Raw genomic sequence first — 19,517 nt, 5'->3', positions numbered from 1 at the left:
GATTCGCGGCGCCACGGGTGTTGAATGCCGGTGGCAGACAGCCGTTGGACCGACGAAGGGGACGGATCCATGCCTCTTGAGGGCGAGTACGAGCCCAGCCCGACACAGTGGGTGCGCGAGCAGGTCGAGCTGTACGAGAGCTCCGGCGGGACGAAGGGCACGACACTCCTCGACACCGGGCTGCCGGTGGTCGTGCTGACCTCCCGGGGCGCGAAGAGCGGAAAGATCCGCAAGACGCCGCTGATGCGGGTGGAGCACCAGGGGACGTACGCGGTGGTCGCCTCGCAGGGCGGCGCGCCCAAGCATCCGGTGTGGTACTTCAACATCACCTCCGATCCGCATGTCGAGCTGCAGGACGGGCCGGTCAAGCGGGACATGAGGGCCCGTGAGGTCACCGGTGAGGAGAAGGCGCAGTGGTGGGAGCGGGCCGTCGCCGCGTACCCGCCGTACGCCGACTACCAGGAGAAGACCTCGCGGGAGATTCCGGTCTTCGTGCTGGAGCCCGTCGAGGAGAGCTGACCGCAGAGGGCCGCGGAGAGCGGCTTCCCGCCGCGCACCGACCGGTTTCAGAAATATCTGTGCCGGTCAGGTGTGAACCCGTCTCGGGGCGGGCACTCGTGCCTCAGGCCCCGCCGCGTTCCCCCGTCGCGGCGGGGCTCTCCGCTGCCTCGCCCGCCGGCCGGTCGGTCACGTCCAGGAAGATCTGGTCGGCCTCGGGGAAAGTCCTCGCCAGGGACCGCTTGATGCGTACGGCGACCTCCTCCACCCGCTCGCTGTCCAGGCCCGGCACCAGGTCGATGCGGGCGGCCACCAGGGTGGATTCGAGGCCCATCTTCATCGTGAACAGGGCCTCCACGCTGTCGATCTCCGGCTGTGCCCGCAGCAGCGAGCGGATGCGGCCGCTCAGCTCCGGGTCGGCGGCCTGGCCGATGAGCTGGTCCCGGGCGTCGCGGCCCAGCCGGTAGGCGACGTACACCAGCAGCACGCCGATCGCCAGCGAGGCCGACGCCTCCCAGGCGACCTGCCCGGTCACCATGTGCAGGGCCATCCCGACGAGGGCGAGCACCACACCGAGCACCGCCGTGCCGTCCTCGGCGACCACCGTGCGCAGCGCCGGATCGCTCAGCGAGCCGAGGCCGCCGCCCTGCCGGCGCACCTGGTGCAGGGCGCGCAGCAGCGAGATGCCTTCGGCGACGAGGGCCACGCCCAGCACGATGAGGCCCGCCACATAGCCGGCGAACGTCTCCTCGGTGCCCTGGCTCAGCGCCTCGGCGCCCTGGAAGAAGGAGAAACAGCCGCCCATGACGAAGATGCCGACGGCGGCGAGGAGGGACCAGAAGAAGCGTTCCTTGCCGTAGCCGAAGGGGTGTCGCTTGTCCGCGGGGCGGCGGCTGCGGCGCAGCGCGGCCAGCAGGAACACCTCGTTGAAGCTGTCGGCCACGGAGTGCGCGGCCTCCGACAGCAGTGCGGGCGAGCCCGCGAGGACACCGCCGACGGCCTTGGCGACGGCGATCACCAGATTGGCGGCGAGCGCCACGAGGACGGTGACCTTGGTGCGCCGGTCGGACGTGGGGCCGGCGTCGGGCACCGCACGGCTCTGCCCGCCGTTCCCCGCACCGTGCTGCCCGGCGGCCGGTGTGGGGGGCGTGGCGTTGTCCTCGGCCGTTCGTGCGGCCTGTTTCCGTTCCGGGGATGTGCCGCTCACCTGACGACGACTGCCCCCGAGCGGGCGGATCACACCGTGCGGGCGGCGGAAAACGGGGAAGGCGAATCCGAGGAGCAACGGGCGGCGAGGAGGCAGACATGGGCGGCGACGGCAACCGTGCCTACGGCCACAAGACGTTCAGCCGGTCCAGGAGCCACTTCACGGACCGGATCACCGCCGACGGACGGGACGGCTGGCCGGTGGAGGCGGGCCGGTACCGGCTGGTGGTCTCCCGGGCCTGTCCGTGGGCGAGCCGGGCGGTGATCTCCCGGCGGCTGCTGGGCCTGGAGGACGCGCTGCCGATGGCCGTCGCGGATCCGGTCCAGGACGACCGCAGCTGGCGGTTCACGCTGGACCCCGGCGGCCGGGACCCGGTGCTCGGCATCCGCTTCCTGAGCGAGGCCTACGACCGCCGAGAGACCGGTTACCCGGGCGGGGTCAGCGTGCCCGCCGTCGTGGACGTGCCCAGCGGCCGGCTGGTCACCAACGACTACCAGCGGCTCACCCTGGACCTGGCCACCGAGTGGACGTCCCTGCACCGCCCGGGCGCGCCCGACCTGTACCCCGAGGCCCGGCGTGAGGAGATCGACCAGGTGATGGCCGAGGTGTACGAGGACGTGAACAACGGTGTGTACCGGGCCGGGTTCGCCACCCACCAGGAGGAGTACGAGAAGGCGTGCACGGGCGTCTTCCGGCGGCTGGAAGTGATCGCCGAGCGGCTGTCCGGACAGCGGTATCTGGTCGGCGACACCCTCACGGAAGCAGACATCCGGCTGTTCACCACGCTGGTCCGGTTCGACGCCGTCTACCACGGCCACTTCAAGTGCAACCGCTGGAAGCTGACGGAGAACCCGGTGCTGTGGGCGTACGCCCGGGACCTGTTCCAGACACCGGGGTTCGGTGACACCGTCGACTTCGACCACATCAAGCGGCATTACTACCAGGTGCACACCGGGATCAATCCCACCGGGATCGTGCCCGTCGGCCCCGATCTCGCCGGCTGGCTGGTTCCGCACCACCGCGAGGAGCTGGGCGGCCGGCCGTTCGGCGAGGGCACGGCGCCGGGACCGGTGCGCCCTGGCGAACGGGTGGCCGCCGCGGGTCGGCCCGCTTGAGGGCCGACCGACGAGGAAGGAGTCACACATGGCCAAGCAGAAGAAGAAAAAGCTCCCGTTCGTCTACCAGCCGATCGGTTTCGTGATGAGCTGGGTGAGTGGCGCGCTGGCCGGAATGGCCTTCCGGCAGGCGTGGAAGGCGATCCGGCACGAGGACGACGCGCCCGACGCCCTCGACCAGGACCGCGGCTGGGGCGAGATCCTGCTGGCCGCGGCGGTCCAGGGCGCGATCTTCGCCGTGGTCCGCAGCGCTGTCGACCGGACGGGGGCGAAGGCCATTGCCCGGTCGACGGGTCAGTGGCCGGTGGCCGACCAGGGCGGCCGGGACTGAGCCCCTAGGGGGTGATCCACGTGCCGTCTCTCATCAACTCCCGGCCGCGCAGCTCGTTCTCCTCGCGCCAGGCCTGGACACGCTGCGGGAGGATCCTGAAGTACAGGTAACGGGTGGAGAGTTGACGGGGGTCGAAGCCTGTCTTGCCGGCGAACACCTCGGCGTCCTCCTCGGGCAGGTCCTCCGGTGTCACCGCCTGGACGGTGCCCTCGATCAGGACGACGTCCCGGGTCGGACCGAGGCCGAGGCGGGTGCGGCCGGTGGCCACGAGGTTGCGGCCGGTGGGGCTCTCGGCCGGGGTGGCGATCAGCAGGGTGGCGCCGTCCCACACGAAGGACAGCGGCACGAGGTAGGGCGCGCCGCCGTCGGGGCCGGCGGTGGAGACCCAGACGTCGACATCGTGCTCCAGCCGGTGCAGAGTGTCCTTCTTGCGCTGTTCGGCGGTACGGGCGGGCGGTGGGGTCATGGCGTACGGCCTCCTCGGGATACGGATCCCGTCCAGTGTGGCCGTCGGTCGCTGATCTCCGCACGAATGTGATCAAGGCGTGTCCGGGCGGCCGGCGGGGGCGCGCTCAGCAGCGGGCGGCACGGCCGCTGCTCGTGCCGGTTGCGATGATCAGGTCCGGGTTCACCACCCACCGACCGACCAGGAAAGGCACCATGCACGCTGATCTGCTGTTCACCGGCGGCCCCGTCCTCACCCCCGAAGGCCCCGAGGGCCGTACCGCGACCGCCGTCGCCGTCACCGGGGGCCGCATCACCGCGGTCGGCGGCGACGAGCTGCGCGACCTGGCCGGGCCGGGCACGGAGGTGGTCGACCTGTCCGGGCGGCTGCTGCTGCCCGGCTTCCAGGACGCGCACGTCCATCCGGTGCCCGCGGGCCTGGAGCTGGCCCAGTGCGACCTGAGCGGCACGACGACCGCCGCGGACACCGTGGCCGCCGTACGCGCCTACGCCGAGGCGCATCCCGAGCGGGAGTGGATCCTCGGCGGCGGCTGGTCGATGGAGGCGTTCGCGGGCGGGACGCCGACGAAGGAGCTGCTGGACGCGGTCGTTCCGGACCGGCCGGTGTATCTGCCCAACCGGGACCATCACGGGGCCTGGGTCAACAGCCGTGCCCTGGAACTGGCCGGCATCGACCGGGAGACCCCCGACCCGGCCGACGGGCGGATCGAGCGGGACGCCTCTGGAGAGCCGGGCGGCACGCTGCAGGAGGGTGCGATGCAGCTGGTCGGCCGGTTCGCCCCGCCCGCCACACCGGCCGACCGGCTGGCCGCGCTGCTGCACGCCCAGCGGCATCTGCACGCACTCGGCATCACCGCCTGGCAGGACGCGCTGGTCGGTGACTTCCTCGGCATGGACGACCCGGCCGAGGCGTATCGCACGGCGGCACGGGACGGCTCGCTCACCGCACGGGTGGTGGGCGCGCTGTGGTGGGACCGGGAGCGCGGGGCCGAGCAGATTCCCGAACTCGTGGAGAAGCGCGCCGAGTTCAGTCACGGCCGGTTCCGGGCGGGTGCCGTGAAGCTGATGCTGGACGGAGTCGCCGAGAACGGCACGGCCGCGCTGCTGGACCCCTATCTGGACCGGTGCGGCTGCGTGACCGCGAACCGCGGCACGAGCTTCCTCGATCCGGCGCAACTGCCCAAGTACGTCACGGAGTTGGACGCTGTCGGCTTCCAGTGCCACTTCCACGCGCTGGGCGACCGGGCCGTACGCGACGCGCTGGACGCGGTCGAGGCGGCCCGTGCCGCGAACGGGCCGAGCGACACCCGGCCGCACCTCGCGCATCTGCAGGTCGTGCACCCGGACGACGTCCCGCGTTTCGCCCGGCTCGGCGCCACCGCGAACATCCAGCCGTTGTGGGCCGCGCACGAGCCGCAGATGGACGAACTGACGATCCCCTTCCTCGGACCCGAACGGGCCGCCCTGCAGTACCCGTTCGGCGCGCTGCTGCGCTCGGGGGCACGGCTCGCGGCGGGCAGCGACTGGCCGGTGAGCAGCCCCGATCCGCTCCAGGGCATCCACGTCGCGGTCAACCGGGTCGAGCCGGGCGGCACCGGACCGGTGTTCCTGCCGAAGGAACGGCTCGGCCTCGCCGACGCGCTGACGGCGTACACGGCCGGATCGGCGTACGTCAACCATCTGGACGACACCGGCCGGGTGGCCGTCGGGGCGCTCGCCGATCTGGTGGTGCTGGACCGCGACCCGTTCGCCGGGCCGCCGGAGGCGATCGCGGAGACGGCCGTGGCGCTCACCTACGTGGGCGGGGAGCGGGTCTACGCGGCCGAGTGAGCCCGTGCGGCGGACCCGGCCCCGCCGCTACGCTCAGCGGGCCTGCTGGAATGTGCGGCGGTACGTCTGGGGGGACACGCCGATCGCCGCGTGCAGGTGCTGCCGCAGTGAGGCGCCGGTGGCGAAGCCGACCTCGGCGGCGATCCGGTCCACCGGCAGGTCGCTGGCCTCCAGCAGGTGCCGGGCGCGGGCGACGCGCTGCTGGATCAGCCAGCGGCCGGGGCTGAGGCCGACCTCGTCGTTGAAGCGGCGGGCGAAGGTGCGCAGGCTCATCCGGGCGTGCCCGGCGAGGTCGGACAGGGTGAGCGGCGTGTCCAGGCGCTCCAGGGCCCAGGCCCGGGTCGCGGCCGTGCTCGCGGCGCCGCTGACCGGGACCGGCTGCTCGATGTACTGGGCCTGGCCGCCGTCCCGGAACGGCGGGACGACACAGCGGCGGGCGACGGAATTGGCGAGCTCGCTGCCGTGGTCGGTCCGCACGATGTGCAGGCAGATGTCCACGCCGGAAGCGGCTCCGGCCGAGGTGAGGATGCGGCCGTCGTCGACGAAGAGGACGTCCGGGTCCAGGTCCACTTCGGGGAACCGGCGGCGGAACACGTCGGCGACCTGCCAGTGCGTGGTCGCGCGGCGGCCGTCGAGCAGGCCGGCCTCGGCGAGCACGAAGGCGGCCGTGCAGATCGACACGATCCGTGCGTCCGGGCGGATCCGGGCGAGCGCCGCGGCGACCTCGTCCGGCAGCCGCGTGGGGATGTACGCGGGCGGCATGGAGGTGACCACCACGGTGTCGGCCGTCCCGAGGATCTCCGGGCCGTGCGCGACACCGATCGTGAAGTCGGCATTGGTGCGCACGGGGCCGCCGTCGACCGAGCAGGTCAGCACCTCGTAGTGGCCGTCGGCGGCGCCGAGGATGCGGCTGGGTATGCCCAGCTCGAAGGGGTAGACGCCATCGAGGGCCAGGACGACCACCCGCTCCGGCGGCCGGGTGCGCAGCTCCATGTCATGCATGGCACGATCCTATCGAAGCTTGGCAATCATGCCATTTCCCGAGCGGGCGCCGCCCGGCAGGCTGGATGACCATGAGCGATGTGAACACGATGCGAGCCATCAGCCAGGACGTCCTCGGCGGTCCCGAGGTCCTGAAGGAAGTACGAGTGGAGCGGCCGCAGCCGGGCCCGAACCAGGTGCTGGTCCGGGTGCGGGCCGCCGGGGTCAATCCCACCGACTGGAAGCACCGGGCCACCGGCGGGTTCCTGGGCGAGCCGCCGTTCGTCCTCGGCTGGGACGTCTCCGGCGAGGTCGTCGAGACCGGGATCGGCGCGGCCGCCTTCCGGCCCGGCGACGAGGTCTTCGGCATGCTGCCCTACCCCTACGGCCACGGGTCGCACGCCGAGTACGTGATCGCCCCGGTCCGGGCCCTGACGCACAAGCCGGCCGCGATCGACCACACCCAGGCGGGCGCGCTGCCGCTGGTGTCACTGACCGCCTGGCAGGCGCTGACCGAGCACGCGGACGTGCGGCCCGGGCAGCGGGTGCTGATCCACGCGGCGGCCGGCGGCGTCGGGCACGTGGCCGTGCAGATCGCCAAGGCGCGCGGCGCGTATGTGATCGGCACGGCCAGCGCGGGCAAGCACGACTTCCTGCGGGAGATCGGCGTGGACGAGCCGGTCGACTACCGGTCCACCGATGTCACGGAGGCGGTGCGGGATGTCGACGTGGTCCTGGACACGCTCGGCGGGGACACCTCCGTCGAGTCGCTGAAGGTGCTGCGGCCGGGCGGTGTCGTCGTATCGATCCTGCCGGTGGGGTCCCAGGAGTTCCACGACGAGGCCGAGCGGCTCGGGGTACGGGCCGTGCGCATGCTGGTGGACGCCGACCGGGCCGGGATGGAGAAGATCGCGGAGCTGGCGGAGTCGGGGAAGCTGACGGCGACGATCGCCGGGACGTTCCCGCTGTCCGACGCGGCGAAGGCGCACGAAGTGGGCGACACCGGACGGACCACGGGGAAGCTGGTCCTTCTGGTCGACTGACGGGCCGGCCGACGGGTCTGACGGGTCGGCTGACGGTCGTCCTACGGCGGTTACCGGGCGACAAGCGCCAAACTCGAAGACATATGTCAATCGAACATGCTCAAATTCCTTCCATCGAGGGTAACTTGACGATCGGGAGACCGACGTCCGGGCACGGGTGGGAGGTGATGCCGGCGTGCGAGACGAGCCTGCACCGTTCACCCGTCACCTCCGCGTCTACGAACACCGGGCGCACACGGTCCTGGAGCTGCGCGGCGAGATCGACCTGGCCTCGGCCACGGAGATCGGCCCGCTCCTGGACCGGGTCACCGCCCGGCCCGGTGCACGGGTCGTCATCGACCTGCGGCCGGTGGAGTTCTTCGACTGCTCGGGGCTGCGGCTGCTGTACCGGGCCCGCACCCGTGTCCTGGGCGGCGGCGGACAGCTGCACCTGGTGTGCACGCACCCGCTGACCCTGCGCGTCTTCCGGGTCACCGGGCTGTCCCGCCTGCTGCCCCCGCACCCCACGCTGGACGCGGCCCTGGCCCCCTCCGGGGCCGCGTCCGGCTCGCTGTGAGCGTCCTTCCCGCCACGCGCTCTACGACGGCTCGAACAGGGCGCTCACCGATTCACCGTTGTGAATGCGCCGTACCGCCTCGGCGAGGGCCGGGGCGATCGAGAGCACCCGCAGCTTGTCCGTGCGCTCCCCGTCCACCGGGACCGGCACGGTGTTGGTGCAGACGATCTCCAGCACGTCCGGCTGCTCGCTCAGCCGCTTCAGCGCACCGGCCGCGAACAGCCCGTGCGTGCAGGCCACCCGGACCGACCGCACGCCCGACTCGCGCAGTCTGCCGAGGAGTTCCAGCACGGTGCTGCCCTTGGCGATCTCGTCGTCCAGCACGATGACGTCCCGCCCGGCGACATCGCCGATGACGGAGCTGACGCTCACCCGGTCGTCCGCGAACCGCTGTTTGGCGCCGGCCGCCACCTGGGCCCCGATGAGCCGGGCGAAGGCGGCGGCCTCCTTGGCGTTGCCGAGGTCCGGCGAGACCACCGTGGTGCGCGTGAGGTCGTACCGGCGGAAATGCGCGGCGAGTTCACGCAGCGCGTTCAGGTGGTCGACCGGCACCGAGAAGAAGCCGTGCACCTGCGGGGAGTGCAGGGTCATGGCGAGCACCCGGCCCGCGCCCGCCGCCACGAGCAGATCGGCGACCAGCCGGCCGCCGATGGAGATGCGCGGGGCGTCCTTCTTGTCGGAGCGGGCGTAGGAGTAGTGCGGCATGACGACGGTGATCCGGGCCGCGGAGGCGCCCCGGGCGGCGTCGCACATCAGCAGCAGCTCCACCAGGTGCTCCTGCACGGGACGGACGAGCGGCTGGACCAGGAACACGTCCCGTTCCCGGCAGTTGGCCTGAAGCTGCACGCCCAGACAGTCATTGGCGAACCGGCTGACCCGGGCCGGACTGAGCGGTACCCCGAGATGGGCGCAGACCTCGCGGGCCAGGTCGGGATGGGCGCTGCCGCTGAAGACGGCGATGTCTCGCACGATCCGCTCCTCGCAGAATCGTCACGGGCTGGGCCGTCATGCTACTGGCGGCACCCTGTCCCGGCGCGTACGTCAGGCGTGCGATTGCATCAACGCATCCGTCTGGCCCAGCCGTTGGCGGGGCATCCGGACAGCAGGAAGGAGGACCGTCGCGATGACGACTTCCCTCAGGCGCCTGCCCGGCTGGGCCAAGGCCGTCGCCGCGCTCGTCCTGGTGCTCGCCGTGCTGTTCGCCGGAATCCGGCTGGCCGTACTGCCCGGCATCAAGGACCTGTTCGGCACCGAGACGCACGACCGTTCCGGACCCGCCCTGCTCAAGTCGATCCAGGACATGAGCCGTTATGACGCCGCCTCGGGCAACTTCCAGGTGGTCGTCGACCTGGAGAAGGACGCGAAGTTCCTGCCCGACGCGATCCGCGGCACGCGCACCCTGTACGTCGGTGCGGGCACCGTGGACGCGTACGTCGACCTCGGCCGGGTCGGCGAGAAGGACGTGTCGGTCAACGGCGACCGTACGTCCGCCACGCTCCGGCTGCCGCACGCGCGGCTCGGCAGGCCGGCCCTCGACCCCGACCGCTCCTACGCCGTGTCCAAGCAGCGCGGGCTGCTGGACCGGCTCGGCGATCTGTTCTCGGACAATCCCAACAGCGAGCAGGCCGTGCAGAAGCTTGCCGTCCGGCACATCGGCGACGCGGCCAGGAGCAGCGGACTGACCGCCCGCGCCGAGACCAACACCACCGGCATGCTCCAGGGGCTGCTGCGCTCGCTCGGCTTCACCGAGGTGCACATCTCCTACGGCACCCCGGCGCACTGATCAGCCGCCCAGCACGCCCGGCAGGGCCAGCGCCCCCAGCAGCGTGGCGCCCAGCAGCAGCCAGGCCACGTAGTCGCCGACGTGGCCGGACTGCAGGCGCCGGAGGGGCCGGGCCCAGTCGGGGGCCGCGGTCCACCGCGGGCGGGTCACGGCGAGGCCGGCGAGGGCCACGGCCAGCGCGGTGGAGGCGAGGCCGAGCAGGACGCCGGAAAGCGTCCAGTGGACGGAGGCGTGGGCGCCGCCCGAGCCCGCCTCGTTGACGGAGCGGGCGACCAGGTCGCCGAAGCCGGGGCCCACCCCGACGGCGAGGGCGGCGGCGAGCAGCACGGCGGGCACCGTCGTCATGGTGTCCGGGATCCGGCTCAGCAGGCCCGTCGTCTCGGGTTGCTCACCGGATCCGCTGGTCTCCAGGTCGGAGTCGGCGTTCTCGGGGCGGGGCCCCAGGCCGAGGAACACGCGGGCGGTGACCCGCAGGACGGCGCCGGCGGTGATCGCGGAGGCGGCCACATACACGACGGTGAGCGGGCCGCCGACCGCCTCCTCGGTGACCGCCTTGCCGAGCGCCGTACCGAACGGGGGCAGTCCGGCGAGGCCGAGGGCGCCCACGGCGAACAGCACCGCGGTCGTCCGCAGCTCGCCGGCCCGGCCGTGCAGGGCGTGTTCGTCCACACTGCCGTACCGGTCGAGCAGCACCCCGGCGCAGGCGAACAGCGCGGCCTTCACCCCGGCGTGGCCGAGCATGTACAGGGCCACCCCGTCGTCGCCCTCCGGGGTGAGGACACCGAGCCCGACGAGGAACAGCCCGGTGTGGGCGACGGTGGAGTAGGCCAGGAGCCGTTTGATGTGCCGCTGGTACCAGCACATGACGGCACCGGTCACGGCCGTGAGAGTGCCCAGCGTCACCAGGGCCCGGGTCAGGTCGGCGGCGGGGATGCCGCCGGGTCCGGCGAAGACGGTGCCGTACACGCGCCAGACGCCGTAGGCGCCGAGTTCGACCATCACGCCGGACAGCAGCATGCACACCGGTGTGGGGGCGACGGCATGCGCGTCCGGGAGCCAGAAGTGCAAGGGTACGGCGGCCGCCTTCACCAGCAGTCCGGTCAGGACCAGCACGAAGGACGCGAGGACCAACGCGTCCGGTCCGCCGTGCCCGGCCGCCGTGTCCAGGCCGCGGCCGATCTTCGCCATGGCCAGTTCGCCGGTGCGCGCGTACAGCAGACCGATGCCCATGAGCATGCTGTAGGCACCGAGGGAGTTGACGACACCGAAGGTCAGCGCACCCTGTACGGCCTTCGCGTCGTCGATGCGGTAGCCGGTGAGCGCGTACGCGGTGACGCTCATCAGCTCGAAGAACACGAACGCGTTGAACAGGTCGCCGGCGATGGCGAATCCGCACATCGCACCCTGGAAGACGAGCATCAGCGCGGTGAAGGCGCCGCGGTGACCGCGCGGGGGCTCGTCGAAGTAGCGCCAGGAGTAGGCGAGGGCCGCCAGCGTCAGCAGGGAGACCAGCGCGGCCATGCCGAGCGCGGGGCCGTCGCCGACCACGACGATGCCGACGCTCTCACCGGCGACGGGCAGCCAGCCGCCGACCCACTCGACCATCGGCGGCGAGGAGTTCAGCAGCAGGAGCAGTGCGAGGGCGCCCGTGCCACCGGAGACCACGAAGCCGGTGATCTCGGCGGCGACCCTCGGCAGATGGCGCCCGGTGGCCACCAGCAGGGCGGCGCCGAGCAGGGGGACCGCGACGAGCAGCGGGAGCAGGTGGTGCATCAGCCGCGCAACTCCCGCAGTTCGTCGGGGTCGACCGTGCCGTGCCGTTTGGCGATCTGCAGGACGAGGGCGAGCAGCAACGCGGTGACGGTGGCGCCGACGACGATGTCGGTGAGGGTGAGCGCCTGCACGACCGGGTCGACCACCGGCCGGGAGCCGGGCTGGAGGTCGGAGAAGACGGGTGCGGTGGCGCCGTCCTGGTAGCCGACCGCCAGCAGCAGCACATAGGTCGAGGACTGGCACACCGCGAGACAGCCGACGGCGTGGATGAGGTTCCGGCTGGTGGCGAGGCCGTAGCAGCCGGTCAGGAAGACGTAGGCGGAGACAAGGTAGGGCAGGACATGCATCACGGTGTACTCAACTCCCGTGTTCCTCCTCGATCTCGACGGCCTGGTCAAGGAAGTTTGCGAGCAGGACGACGACCGCGCTCGCCACCTCCATGCCGATGGCCGCGTTCAGCAGGGGGACGGTGCCGCCGGAGGACAGGGTGTTGAAGGTGCCGTACGGCAGGAGGGTGTTGGCGAGGAACGCGGTGCCGGCCAGGACTCCGGCGGCGCCCAGCACCAGGTACGAGGAGACCGCGAGGGCGTCGGAGGTCTCGTAGACGGCGAGCGGGCGGACGCGTTCCAGCGCGCGGTAGTCGGCGCCCAGGTAGAGCAGGTGCAGGGCGGTCGCGGCGACGACCCCGCCCTGGAAGCCGCCGCCCGGGCTGAGCTGGCCGTGGGCGATGACGTAGAGGCCGGTGACCAGGGCGACGGGCAGCACGAGCAGGGCGTAGCGGCGGACCGGCCGGGCCACCTCGGCGGGCCGGGGCCGGGCGCGGTGTTCGTCGCGGGCCTGACGCAGCAGCACCACGCAGCCGAGGACGGCGGCGAACAGGATGCTCATCTCGCCGAGGGTGTCGTAGGCGCGCTGGTCGAAGTTGACCGAGGCGATGGTGTTGGCGGTGTGCCGGGTGAGGGAGGCGTGCACGGCACGGGTGCCGTAGGGGTGGCTCCGGCCGCCGAAGCCGGGCAGATCGAGGCAGGCGGCGACGAGCAGGGCGGCGAGGCCGGCGCCGCCGACGGCCAGCAGGGCGAGTCGCAGCCGGTTCACCGCGCGTCCTCCTTCTCGCGGCCTCGGCGTCTGACCTTGCGTACGCACAGCATGATCAGCAGCGGGGTGAGCGCGGAGCCCACGGCCAGCTGGGACAGGCCGACGTCCGGGGCCTGGAGCACGGTGAACAGCACGGCCAGCACGGACCCGAGCACGGACAGCACCAGCGCCTGGCGGGCGGGGTCGCGCTGGACCACCGCCGCGGTGGCGGTCGCGGCCATCAGCAGCAGGGCGACGACGATCACGGCGTCGTCCATACGACACCCCCGTTCGCCCCCACCGACGCCCCATCGGCCTCCGCGCACCCCGGCGGCAGCCCCGCCGTCGCATCAGCCGCCACGGACCCCGGCCGAACCGCCGGCACACCCGCGGCGAACCCTGCCTTCGACCGGCCCGTCGGCACCACGGCCGCCGGCCACCCCTGCGTCCTGCCCCCACGCATGCCCGGCACCACGCACTCCCCCGGCCCACCCGCAGGCACATGGGCCACCGCACTCTCCAGCAGCCGACCCGCGCGCACACCAACCACCGCACACCCCGACAGTCCACCCGCGCACACCCCAGCCGCCCCCTCCGCCCGCGGCCGGGCCCCGGGCGTCCGGGGCGCTGTGCCGGCCCGGACGTCGTGCGAGTGCAGGTCAGCCACCGCGCACCCCCCGCAATCCGCCCGACAGTGCACGGGAGGCGATGACGTTGCCAAAGATCAGGAGGGCGCCGATGACCAGGACCTTCACCATCGCCCGACCTGGGCCGGTGGCGACGCACACGGCGGTCACGACCGCCGCGCCCGCTCCGGCGGCGGTCCAGGTCAGCGCCCAGGCGCTCGGCCGGCCACCTTCCAGGTCGTCGGAGAGGAGCCGGGCGAAGACGAGCGTGCCGACCGGGCCGAGCAGGGCCAGCAGCAGGGCGAGGTCGACGTAGGACGGGCGGCCGTAGCCCTGGGAGAGCAGCAGCAGGGCCGGGCACAGGGCCGAGGTGGTCATGTTCTGGGCGACGACCCGGCGGGCCGGCGGGCCGGTGGTGACGCCCCACAGGGCGGCCGCGCCTCCCCCGCCCAGTTCGACGGTCGCCGCGAGGATCCAGCCGTTCACCGCCAGGCCACCGCCCGCCGGCCGGCCCGTGCCAGCAGCGCCCCGACGGCCGCGGCGCTCCCTCCGACGATCCGTTCCAGGGTGTCGACCGACGTGATGAACACCAGCCACAGCAGCGCCAGCACCCCCCACCAGGCCAGGAGTTCACCAATGGCGAGGAGGGCCGTGCGCGGGGACGTACGCCGGGTCATCGACCACCTCCTCGGTCTGCTCCGTTCACATGCGCGCCGTTATGTCCGAGCTGCCGCTCGGGGCATCCAAGCACCGCCGGGCCCGCGGCGGGGCGGCGGCACGCGGGTCCGCAGCCGGAGTGCCCCGGGAGCGTGAACGGAAACGCCCCTGTGCGCCCGGAGCGGTCCGCGCGGTGGCATCCCGGACCGGTTGCCGGGTAACCGCCTCACGGAACAGGGAAGTTGGAGACCGGAGGACCATATGGCCCGCACCGCCCCGCGCCTGCCCGCCGTGCTGCGCCTGCCGGGGAAGCGGCGGCAGGCCGAGCAGCCCCGCCCGTGGCGACCGAAGGACCGTACGGGTCGCGCCGCCTCGCGTCTGGCTGCTGTGCTGCGCCGACCCGCGGCCGGCAGGATCCGCCCGCAGGCCGAGCGACCTGCGCTTGCCCTGCCCCTGCGACTGCTGGCGATGCTGGCCGCCTTCGTGTGCATGGTGGCGTTCGCCGCCGCCCTGGCCCGGATCACCCTGGAGCCGTCGCCCGCGTCGGTGCATCTGACGCACAGCAATCTGCACCCGGGCCGCTCTCTGCGGGCCTACGCGGAGCAGGCGCGGACGGTGGACGCGGTGCGGCAGATCGGCGGGAACGTGCTCCTCGGCGTGCCGTTCGGGGTGCTGGTGCCGGTCCTCGCGCCGCGGGCCCGAAGGCTGCTTCGGGTGCTGGCACTCACGGCGCTCGTGATGCTGATGGTGGAACTGGCGCAGGGCGCGCTGGTCACCGGGCGGGCCTTCGACATCGACGACGTGCTGCTCAACACCGCCGGGGCGCTGCTCGGCTGGCTGCTGCTGGGGCGGCGGCTCGGGCGTGCGGTGCACCGGCGTGTGCGCACACGCCACTCGGTGGACTGACGAGAAATCAGGAACAGGTCCGGACCAGAGTATTGACGCCCTGTTATCTCACTCCTTAAATCAAGAGGCATTCTCATAGGTCACCGCAGCCCCCACGCCGAACGGAGAGTCATGGCCTCCCCACGCCTGCTCCGCAGATGCCTCCTCGCCGCTCTGTCCGCCGCGCTGATCGGTTCCGCAGCCGTCGGCCCCGCGCGGGCCCAGGCCGCCGCACCGGCGGCGACGACCGTCACCACCTTCTCCGACACCTTCGACGGACCCGCGGGATCCGCGGTCGACTCCTCGAAGTGGACACTGGAGACCGGCGACAACGTCAACAACCACGAGCGGGAGTACTACACCTCGGGCACGCACAACGCGGCCCTGGACGGCCAGGGCCACCTGGTGATCACCGCCCGCAAGGAGAACCCGGCCGGCTACCAGTGCTGGTACGGCAGCTGCCAGTACACCTCGGCCCGGCTGAACACGGCCGGGAAGTTCGAGGCCCGGTACGGGCACGTCGAGGCGCGGATGAAGATCCCGCGAGGGCAGGGCATGTGGCCGGCGTTCTGGATGCTCGGCACGCCCGTGAACTGGCCGGACTCCGGCGAGATCGACGTGATGGAGAACGTCGGCTTCGAGCCCTCCACCGTGCACGGCACCATCCACGGCCCCGGCTACTCCGGATCCGGCGGCATCGGCGCGGCCTACACACTGCCGGGAGGGCAGGCCTTCGCGGACGCCTTCCACACCTTCGCCGTGGACTGGGCGCCCGGGTCGATCACCTGGTCCGTGGACGGGAACGTCTACGAACGGCGCACGCCCGCCGACCTCGGCGGAAAGACGTGGGTGTTCGACAACAAGCCGTTCTTCCTGATCCTGAACCTGGCGGTCGGCGGCTACTGGCCGGGCGACCCGGACGGCAGCACCGCGTTCCCGCAGCAGCTGGTGGTCGACTCGGTGTCGGTGACGACCAGCGACAGCGCGGCCGGGGCGCCGATACGCGGCCTGGCCGGCAAGTGCGTGGACGTGGCCGGCGCGAACTCCGCGAACGGCACCCCGGTGCAGCTCTACGACTGCAACGGTACGGCCGCGCAGATGTGGACGGTAGGCGCGGACGGCACGATCCGGGCGCTCGGCAAGTGCCTGGACGCCACCGGCAACGGCACGGCGGACGGCACGCCCGTCCAGCTGTGGGACTGCACCGGCGGCCCGAACCAGAAGTGGACCGTCACGGGCGCGCAGGACATCGTCAACCCGCAGGCCGACAAGTGCCTCGACGTGACCGGGAACAACGCGGCCAACGGGACACGCCTGCAGATCTGGACGTGCACGGGCGGCGCCAACCAGAAGTGGGCGGTCGGCTGAGCCGTCGGCTCAGCGCGGCGTCCAGGTGTACTTGTCACCGCCCACGAAGCGGACCACGTCCGGGTCGTCCAGGTCGTGGATGGTGATGCCGTAGGACGCGGCCGCCTCCAGCACGTCGGTGACGGTCCTGGCCTCACCGACCACCTGACCGTCGATCTCCATGATCCGGAACGGCGGCTCGCCCGGCCTGCCCGGGCACACGCCGTGGACCAGAACCCGCGGATGGGAGATGTAGGGAGCTGCTTGTTCGGTCATGCAATCGAGGGTAGAACGCAACCCGCGCGGACGGGTCATCCACCGGAGCCGTCCAGAAGATCGAGAACCGCGGCCTCGACCGCACCCTGGGTGGCCGGACGCCCGAAGTCCCCGTGTTCCCCCAGCCGGGTGAGCACGGGGGCGATGGTCACGCCCTTGTTCGAACAGCTCGAAGACCGCGGGGTCGATGTAGGAGGACCGGCACACCGCGGGGGTGTTGCCCAGGTAGTGGCTGACCTCGCGGACCGCCCGGGTGACCTGCCGCCGCCGGGCGGTGTCGCTCGCCCGGGCGTTCTCGGCGGTCACGGCGACCGCCACGGCGGCGAGCACGGTGGCGTGCCAGGTGCGGAAGTCCTTCGCCGTGACATCGGTGCCGGACAGCCGGCGCAGCGCCTCGCTGAGGTCGTCGCCGTGCAGATCGTGCCAGCCGCCCCGCTCGAAGAAGACGAGGAAGCGCTCGCCGCCGCGCGGGCGCCGCAGCAGGGCGCGGGTGACCACCTGGACCTGCTCGTCGACCAGGGCACGGACCAGCTCGGTGCCGCCCTTGGCCGGGTAGCTGAACATGATCTCGTCGCGGCCGCAGGTGACGTGCTCGCGGAGCATCGTCGTCAGGCCGTAGGTGCCGCTGTTGCGGGTGTGCCGGTCGCTGCCGATGCGGAAGAACCCGAGGTCGAGCAGGCGGACCGCGCAGGCGGTGACCCGGGGCCGGCTCAGCCCGCACCCCGCCAGGTCGACGGCCACCCGGGCGCGCAGCTCCGGCATGGCTCGCGCGATCTGCCGGACGTCGCGTGCTTGGCCTTCTCCTGCTCGGCCCGGAACTGTTCGTGGTACAGGTACTGGCGCCGCCCGGCGTCGTCCGTGCCGACGGCCTGGAGGTGGCCGTTGGGCCAGGGGCAGATCCACACGTCGTGCCAGGCGGGCGGGATGGTGAGGGCGCGGATGCGGGCGAGCTGCCCGGGGTCGGTGAGCGGCTCCCCGCCGATGTCGACGTAACGGAAGCCCTTGCCGCAGCGGACGCGTTCGTAGCCGGGGCCGTCGCTGGAACTGGTCCGCAGGCGCATCGGCTCAGGGATGCCGCCAGTCGTCGCCGGTGAGGTGCGAGCCGGCCTGCGGGCCCATGCGGAGCATGCCGCCGTCGACGCTCCAGGAGGCGCCGGTGACGTACGAGGCGTCCGGGCTCGCCAGGAAGGCGATCACGGCGGCGACCTCGCGGGCGTCGCCGGGCCGCCCGAGCGGCACGCCGGGCCGGCGCTCGGTGTGCACGTCGATGTCCTCCTGGCCGGTCATCGGCGTGGCGATCTCGCCGGGCGCGACCGCGTTCACGGTGATGCCGTACTCGGCGAGCTCCAGCGCCATCACCTGCGTGAGCAGGCCCAGTCCGCCCTTGGCCGCGCAGTACGGGGCCGCGCCGACGCGGGGCTGGTGCTCGTGGACGGAGGTGACGTTGACGATCCGGCCGCCGTCGCCCTGCCGGATCATCCGCCGGGCCGCGCGCTGCCCGCACAGGAACGGGCCGATGAGGTCGACGTCCAGGACGCGCCGTACGTCCGCGAGGGTCAGGTCCAGGTAGGGGGTCATGGTGCCCGTGCCGGCGTTGTTGACCAGCACGTCGATACGGCCGAGTGCGTCGCACAGCTCGTCCACGGTGTCGGCGGCCTCGGGCAGCCGGGTGAGGTCCAGCCGGGCCACGGCGGCGCGGCGGCCGGTGCCGCGCACTTCCTCCGCCGTCCTTTCGGCGCCCTTCTCGTCGGTGTGCCAGGTGATACCGATGTCCAGGCCGGCTTCGGCGAGGCGGACGGCGGTGGCTCGGCCGATTCCGGAGTCCGCGCCGGTCACGATCGCTGCGCTTGGCATGGCCGACCTCCTCAGCTGCGGTTGGGCACTGCAGTACCCGGGGGTGGGGTGGGCAAACGGGTTCGGTTGCCTGGTGCGGACCGTCGCGGTCTGCGGGTCCGCCGTGACGGTCGCGCAGTTCCCCGCGCCGCTGACCGGCATCCGTCGCACCCTGGGGTGCATGGAACCCGTGGCCGCACTCGACCGGATCGCGTTTCTGCTGGAGCGGGCGTTGGCTCCCAGCTACCGGGTCAAGGCCTTCCGTACCGCCTCCCGGGCACTGGCCGCCCTGCCCGCGGACGAGGTGGCCGAACGGGCCGCGGCCGGGACGCTGGAGGCGCTCAGGGGCGTCGGGCCGAAGACCGCGCAAGTGGTCCGGGAGGCGCTGGCCGGGGAGGTGCCCGGGTATCTGCGCAAGCTGGAGGAGGAGGCCGGTACGGCGTCCCGGTCCGGTGCGGGGGCGCAGTTGCGGGCGTTGGTCCGCGGGGACTGCCACACGCATTCGGACTGGTCCGACGGGGGAAGTCCGATCGAGGAGATGGGGCGGACGGCGGCCGCGCTCGGGCATGAGTGGACCGCCCTCACGGACCACTCCCCCCGGCTGACCGTGGCCCGCGGCCTGTCGCCGGAGCGGTTGCGCGAGCAGCTGGAGGTGGTGGCGGAGCTGAACGCGCGGTGGGCGCCGTTCCGGCTGCTGACGGGCATCGAGTGCGACATCCTGGAGGACGGCTCGCTGGACCAGGAACCGGAGCTGCTGGAGCGGCTGGACGTGGTCGTGGTGTCCGTGCACTCCAAGCTGCGGATGGACGCCCGGTCGATGACCCGCCGGATGGTGGCCGCCGTGCGGCATCCGCACGCCGATGTGCTCGGGCACTGCACCGGGCGGCTGGTGACGGGCCGGGGGCGCCCCGAGTCGGAGTTCGACGCGGACGCGGTGTTCGCCGCCTGCGCCGAGTCCGGTACGGCCGTGGAGATCAACAGCCGTCCCGAGCGGCTGGACCCGCCCCGCCGGCTGCTGCGCAGGGCCGTGGCCGCGGGGGTGCTGTTCGCCGTGGACACCGACGCGCACGCGCCCGGCCAGCTGGACTGGCAGATCCTCGGCTGTGCCCGGGCCGAGGAGTGCTCGGTGCCCGCCGAGCGGGTGGTGACCACCTGGTCCGCCGACGAGCTGCTGGACTGGACGCGGGAGAGGCGGGTACCGGCGCGGGTGACGGGTTCCTGACCCGGGTCCGCGTGG

The 19,517-nt window shown here is 72.6% G+C and carries 22 protein-coding genes and 1 pseudogene; 10 read left to right on the top strand and 13 right to left on the bottom strand.

Translation table 11 applies throughout. The features are described from left to right. Positions 1–69: 69 nt before the first annotated feature. On the top strand, positions 70–519 hold the full coding sequence (locus tag ACIGXP_RS34320) for a nitroreductase family deazaflavin-dependent oxidoreductase (RefSeq protein WP_399775099.1): 450 nt from the start codon (positions 70–72) through the stop codon (positions 517–519). A gap of 103 nt (positions 520–622) precedes the next feature. Here the strand turns inward: ACIGXP_RS34320 and ACIGXP_RS34315 are convergent, their stop codons facing one another. Then, positions 623–1,588, bottom strand: coding sequence for a cation diffusion facilitator family transporter (locus ACIGXP_RS34315; RefSeq protein WP_399775243.1), 966 nt, complete (start codon positions 1,586–1,588; stop codon positions 623–625). A 215-nt stretch (positions 1,589–1,803) separates the two neighbouring features. Here ACIGXP_RS34315 and ACIGXP_RS34310 point away from each other — a divergent pair, with 215 nt between their 5' ends. Further along, the gene (locus ACIGXP_RS34310; RefSeq protein ID WP_363219494.1) at positions 1,804–2,820 is read left to right on the top strand and encodes a glutathione S-transferase C-terminal domain-containing protein; all 1,017 of its coding nucleotides are present in this window, start codon (positions 1,804–1,806) and stop codon (positions 2,818–2,820) included. 28 nt (positions 2,821–2,848) lie between these two features. Further along, positions 2,849–3,151 carry a DUF4235 domain-containing protein gene (locus tag ACIGXP_RS34305; RefSeq protein WP_399775096.1) on the top strand — a complete coding sequence of 101 codons (303 nt, stop codon included), beginning with the start codon at positions 2,849–2,851 and terminating at the stop codon, positions 3,149–3,151. Between the two features lie 4 nt (positions 3,152–3,155). On the opposite strand, the gene ACIGXP_RS34300 is transcribed toward ACIGXP_RS34305, so the two are convergent. After that, positions 3,156–3,617 carry a pyridoxamine 5'-phosphate oxidase family protein gene (locus tag ACIGXP_RS34300; RefSeq protein WP_399775093.1) on the bottom strand — a complete coding sequence of 154 codons (462 nt, stop codon included), beginning with the start codon at positions 3,615–3,617 and terminating at the stop codon, positions 3,156–3,158. A 194-nt stretch (positions 3,618–3,811) separates the two neighbouring features. Here ACIGXP_RS34300 and ACIGXP_RS34295 point away from each other — a divergent pair, with 194 nt between their 5' ends. Continuing rightward, positions 3,812–5,446, top strand: coding sequence for an amidohydrolase (locus tag ACIGXP_RS34295; RefSeq protein ID WP_399775090.1), 1,635 nt, complete (start codon positions 3,812–3,814; stop codon positions 5,444–5,446). Positions 5,447–5,479: 33 nt separating this feature from the next. Here ACIGXP_RS34295 and ACIGXP_RS34290 read toward each other — a convergent pair whose 3' ends face one another. Next, the gene (locus ACIGXP_RS34290) at positions 5,480–6,448 is read right to left on the bottom strand and encodes a helix-turn-helix domain-containing protein (protein WP_363219498.1); all 969 of its coding nucleotides are present in this window, start codon (positions 6,446–6,448) and stop codon (positions 5,480–5,482) included. 71 nt (positions 6,449–6,519) lie between these two features. Between ACIGXP_RS34290 and ACIGXP_RS34285 the strand changes: the two genes are divergently transcribed. Continuing rightward, the gene (locus ACIGXP_RS34285) at positions 6,520–7,470 is read left to right on the top strand and encodes an NADP-dependent oxidoreductase (RefSeq protein WP_363219499.1); all 951 of its coding nucleotides are present in this window, start codon (positions 6,520–6,522) and stop codon (positions 7,468–7,470) included. Positions 7,471–7,645: 175 nt separating this feature from the next. Further along, positions 7,646–8,026: an anti-sigma factor antagonist gene (locus ACIGXP_RS34280; RefSeq protein ID WP_363219500.1), complete on the top strand. Its 381-nt coding sequence runs from the start codon at positions 7,646–7,648 to the stop codon at positions 8,024–8,026. Between the two features lie 21 nt (positions 8,027–8,047). Here the strand turns inward: ACIGXP_RS34280 and ACIGXP_RS34275 are convergent, their stop codons facing one another. Then, entirely contained in the window at positions 8,048–8,995 is a 948-nt protein-coding gene (locus ACIGXP_RS34275; RefSeq protein WP_399775085.1) for a ribose-phosphate diphosphokinase, read from the bottom strand. Between the two features lie 154 nt (positions 8,996–9,149). Here ACIGXP_RS34275 and ACIGXP_RS34270 point away from each other — a divergent pair, with 154 nt between their 5' ends. Then, complete coding sequence (locus tag ACIGXP_RS34270) at positions 9,150–9,809, top strand: DUF4230 domain-containing protein (protein WP_363219502.1); 660 nt, start codon at positions 9,150–9,152, stop codon at positions 9,807–9,809. On the opposite strand, the gene ACIGXP_RS34265 is transcribed toward ACIGXP_RS34270, so the two are convergent. The 6 genes from ACIGXP_RS34265 to ACIGXP_RS34240 all read right to left on the bottom strand — a co-directional run bounded on the left by ACIGXP_RS34265 (position 9,810) and on the right by ACIGXP_RS34240 (position 13,959). Further along, positions 9,810–11,582 carry a complex I subunit 5 family protein gene (locus tag ACIGXP_RS34265; protein ID WP_399775083.1) on the bottom strand — a complete coding sequence of 591 codons (1,773 nt, stop codon included), beginning with the start codon at positions 11,580–11,582 and terminating at the stop codon, positions 9,810–9,812. It abuts the gene before it with no gap. Next, complete coding sequence (locus ACIGXP_RS34260) at positions 11,582–11,929, bottom strand: sodium:proton antiporter (protein ID WP_363221043.1); 348 nt, start codon at positions 11,927–11,929, stop codon at positions 11,582–11,584. Before ACIGXP_RS34260 ends, ACIGXP_RS34265 begins: the two co-directional genes overlap by 1 nt. A gap of 10 nt (positions 11,930–11,939) precedes the next feature. After that, on the bottom strand, positions 11,940–12,677 hold the full coding sequence (locus tag ACIGXP_RS34255; RefSeq protein ID WP_399775080.1) for an MnhB domain-containing protein: 738 nt from the start codon (positions 12,675–12,677) through the stop codon (positions 11,940–11,942). Continuing rightward, positions 12,674–12,934, bottom strand: coding sequence for a hydrogenase subunit MbhD domain-containing protein (locus ACIGXP_RS34250; RefSeq protein ID WP_363221042.1), 261 nt, complete (start codon positions 12,932–12,934; stop codon positions 12,674–12,676). The genes ACIGXP_RS34255 and ACIGXP_RS34250 overlap by 4 nt, the downstream gene beginning before the upstream one ends. 381 nt (positions 12,935–13,315) lie before the next feature. Next, a complete protein-coding gene (locus ACIGXP_RS34245) occupies positions 13,316–13,768 on the bottom strand; it encodes an MrpF/PhaF family protein (protein WP_399775076.1) in 453 nt (150 codons plus the stop codon). Further along, positions 13,765–13,959, bottom strand: coding sequence for a hypothetical protein (locus tag ACIGXP_RS34240; RefSeq protein ID WP_399775074.1), 195 nt, complete (start codon positions 13,957–13,959; stop codon positions 13,765–13,767). Before ACIGXP_RS34240 ends, ACIGXP_RS34245 begins: the two co-directional genes overlap by 4 nt. 241 nt (positions 13,960–14,200) lie before the next feature. On the opposite strand from ACIGXP_RS34240, the gene ACIGXP_RS34235 reads away from it, so the two are divergent. After that, the gene (locus tag ACIGXP_RS34235; protein ID WP_399775071.1) at positions 14,201–14,845 is read left to right on the top strand and encodes a VanZ family protein; all 645 of its coding nucleotides are present in this window, start codon (positions 14,201–14,203) and stop codon (positions 14,843–14,845) included. Positions 14,846–14,956: 111 nt separating this feature from the next. Continuing rightward, on the top strand, positions 14,957–16,192 hold the full coding sequence (locus ACIGXP_RS34230; protein WP_399775068.1) for an RICIN domain-containing protein: 1,236 nt from the start codon (positions 14,957–14,959) through the stop codon (positions 16,190–16,192). Positions 16,193–16,201: 9 nt separating this feature from the next. On the opposite strand, the gene ACIGXP_RS34225 is transcribed toward ACIGXP_RS34230, so the two are convergent. The 3 genes and pseudogenes from ACIGXP_RS34225 to ACIGXP_RS34215 form a co-directional block, all read right to left on the bottom strand. Further along, complete coding sequence (locus ACIGXP_RS34225) at positions 16,202–16,447, bottom strand: hypothetical protein (protein ID WP_399775065.1); 246 nt, start codon at positions 16,445–16,447, stop codon at positions 16,202–16,204. A gap of 35 nt (positions 16,448–16,482) precedes the next feature. After that, a pseudogene (locus tag ACIGXP_RS34220) lies at positions 16,483–17,508 on the bottom strand (DNA topoisomerase IB). Positions 17,509–17,512: 4 nt separating this feature from the next. Beyond that, the gene (locus ACIGXP_RS34215; RefSeq protein ID WP_399775063.1) at positions 17,513–18,301 is read right to left on the bottom strand and encodes an SDR family oxidoreductase; all 789 of its coding nucleotides are present in this window, start codon (positions 18,299–18,301) and stop codon (positions 17,513–17,515) included. Between the two features lie 160 nt (positions 18,302–18,461). Here ACIGXP_RS34215 and ACIGXP_RS34210 point away from each other — a divergent pair, with 160 nt between their 5' ends. Continuing rightward, the gene (locus ACIGXP_RS34210) at positions 18,462–19,502 is read left to right on the top strand and encodes a PHP domain-containing protein (protein WP_399775238.1); all 1,041 of its coding nucleotides are present in this window, start codon (positions 18,462–18,464) and stop codon (positions 19,500–19,502) included. Positions 19,503–19,517: the final 15 nt, after the last annotated feature.

Origin of the sequence: Streptomyces sp. NPDC053069, assembly GCF_044546895.1 — a bacterium.
GTDB lineage: Bacteria > Actinomycetota > Actinomycetes > Streptomycetales > Streptomycetaceae > Streptomyces.
This window is presented reverse-complemented; position numbering and strand designations above follow the sequence as displayed.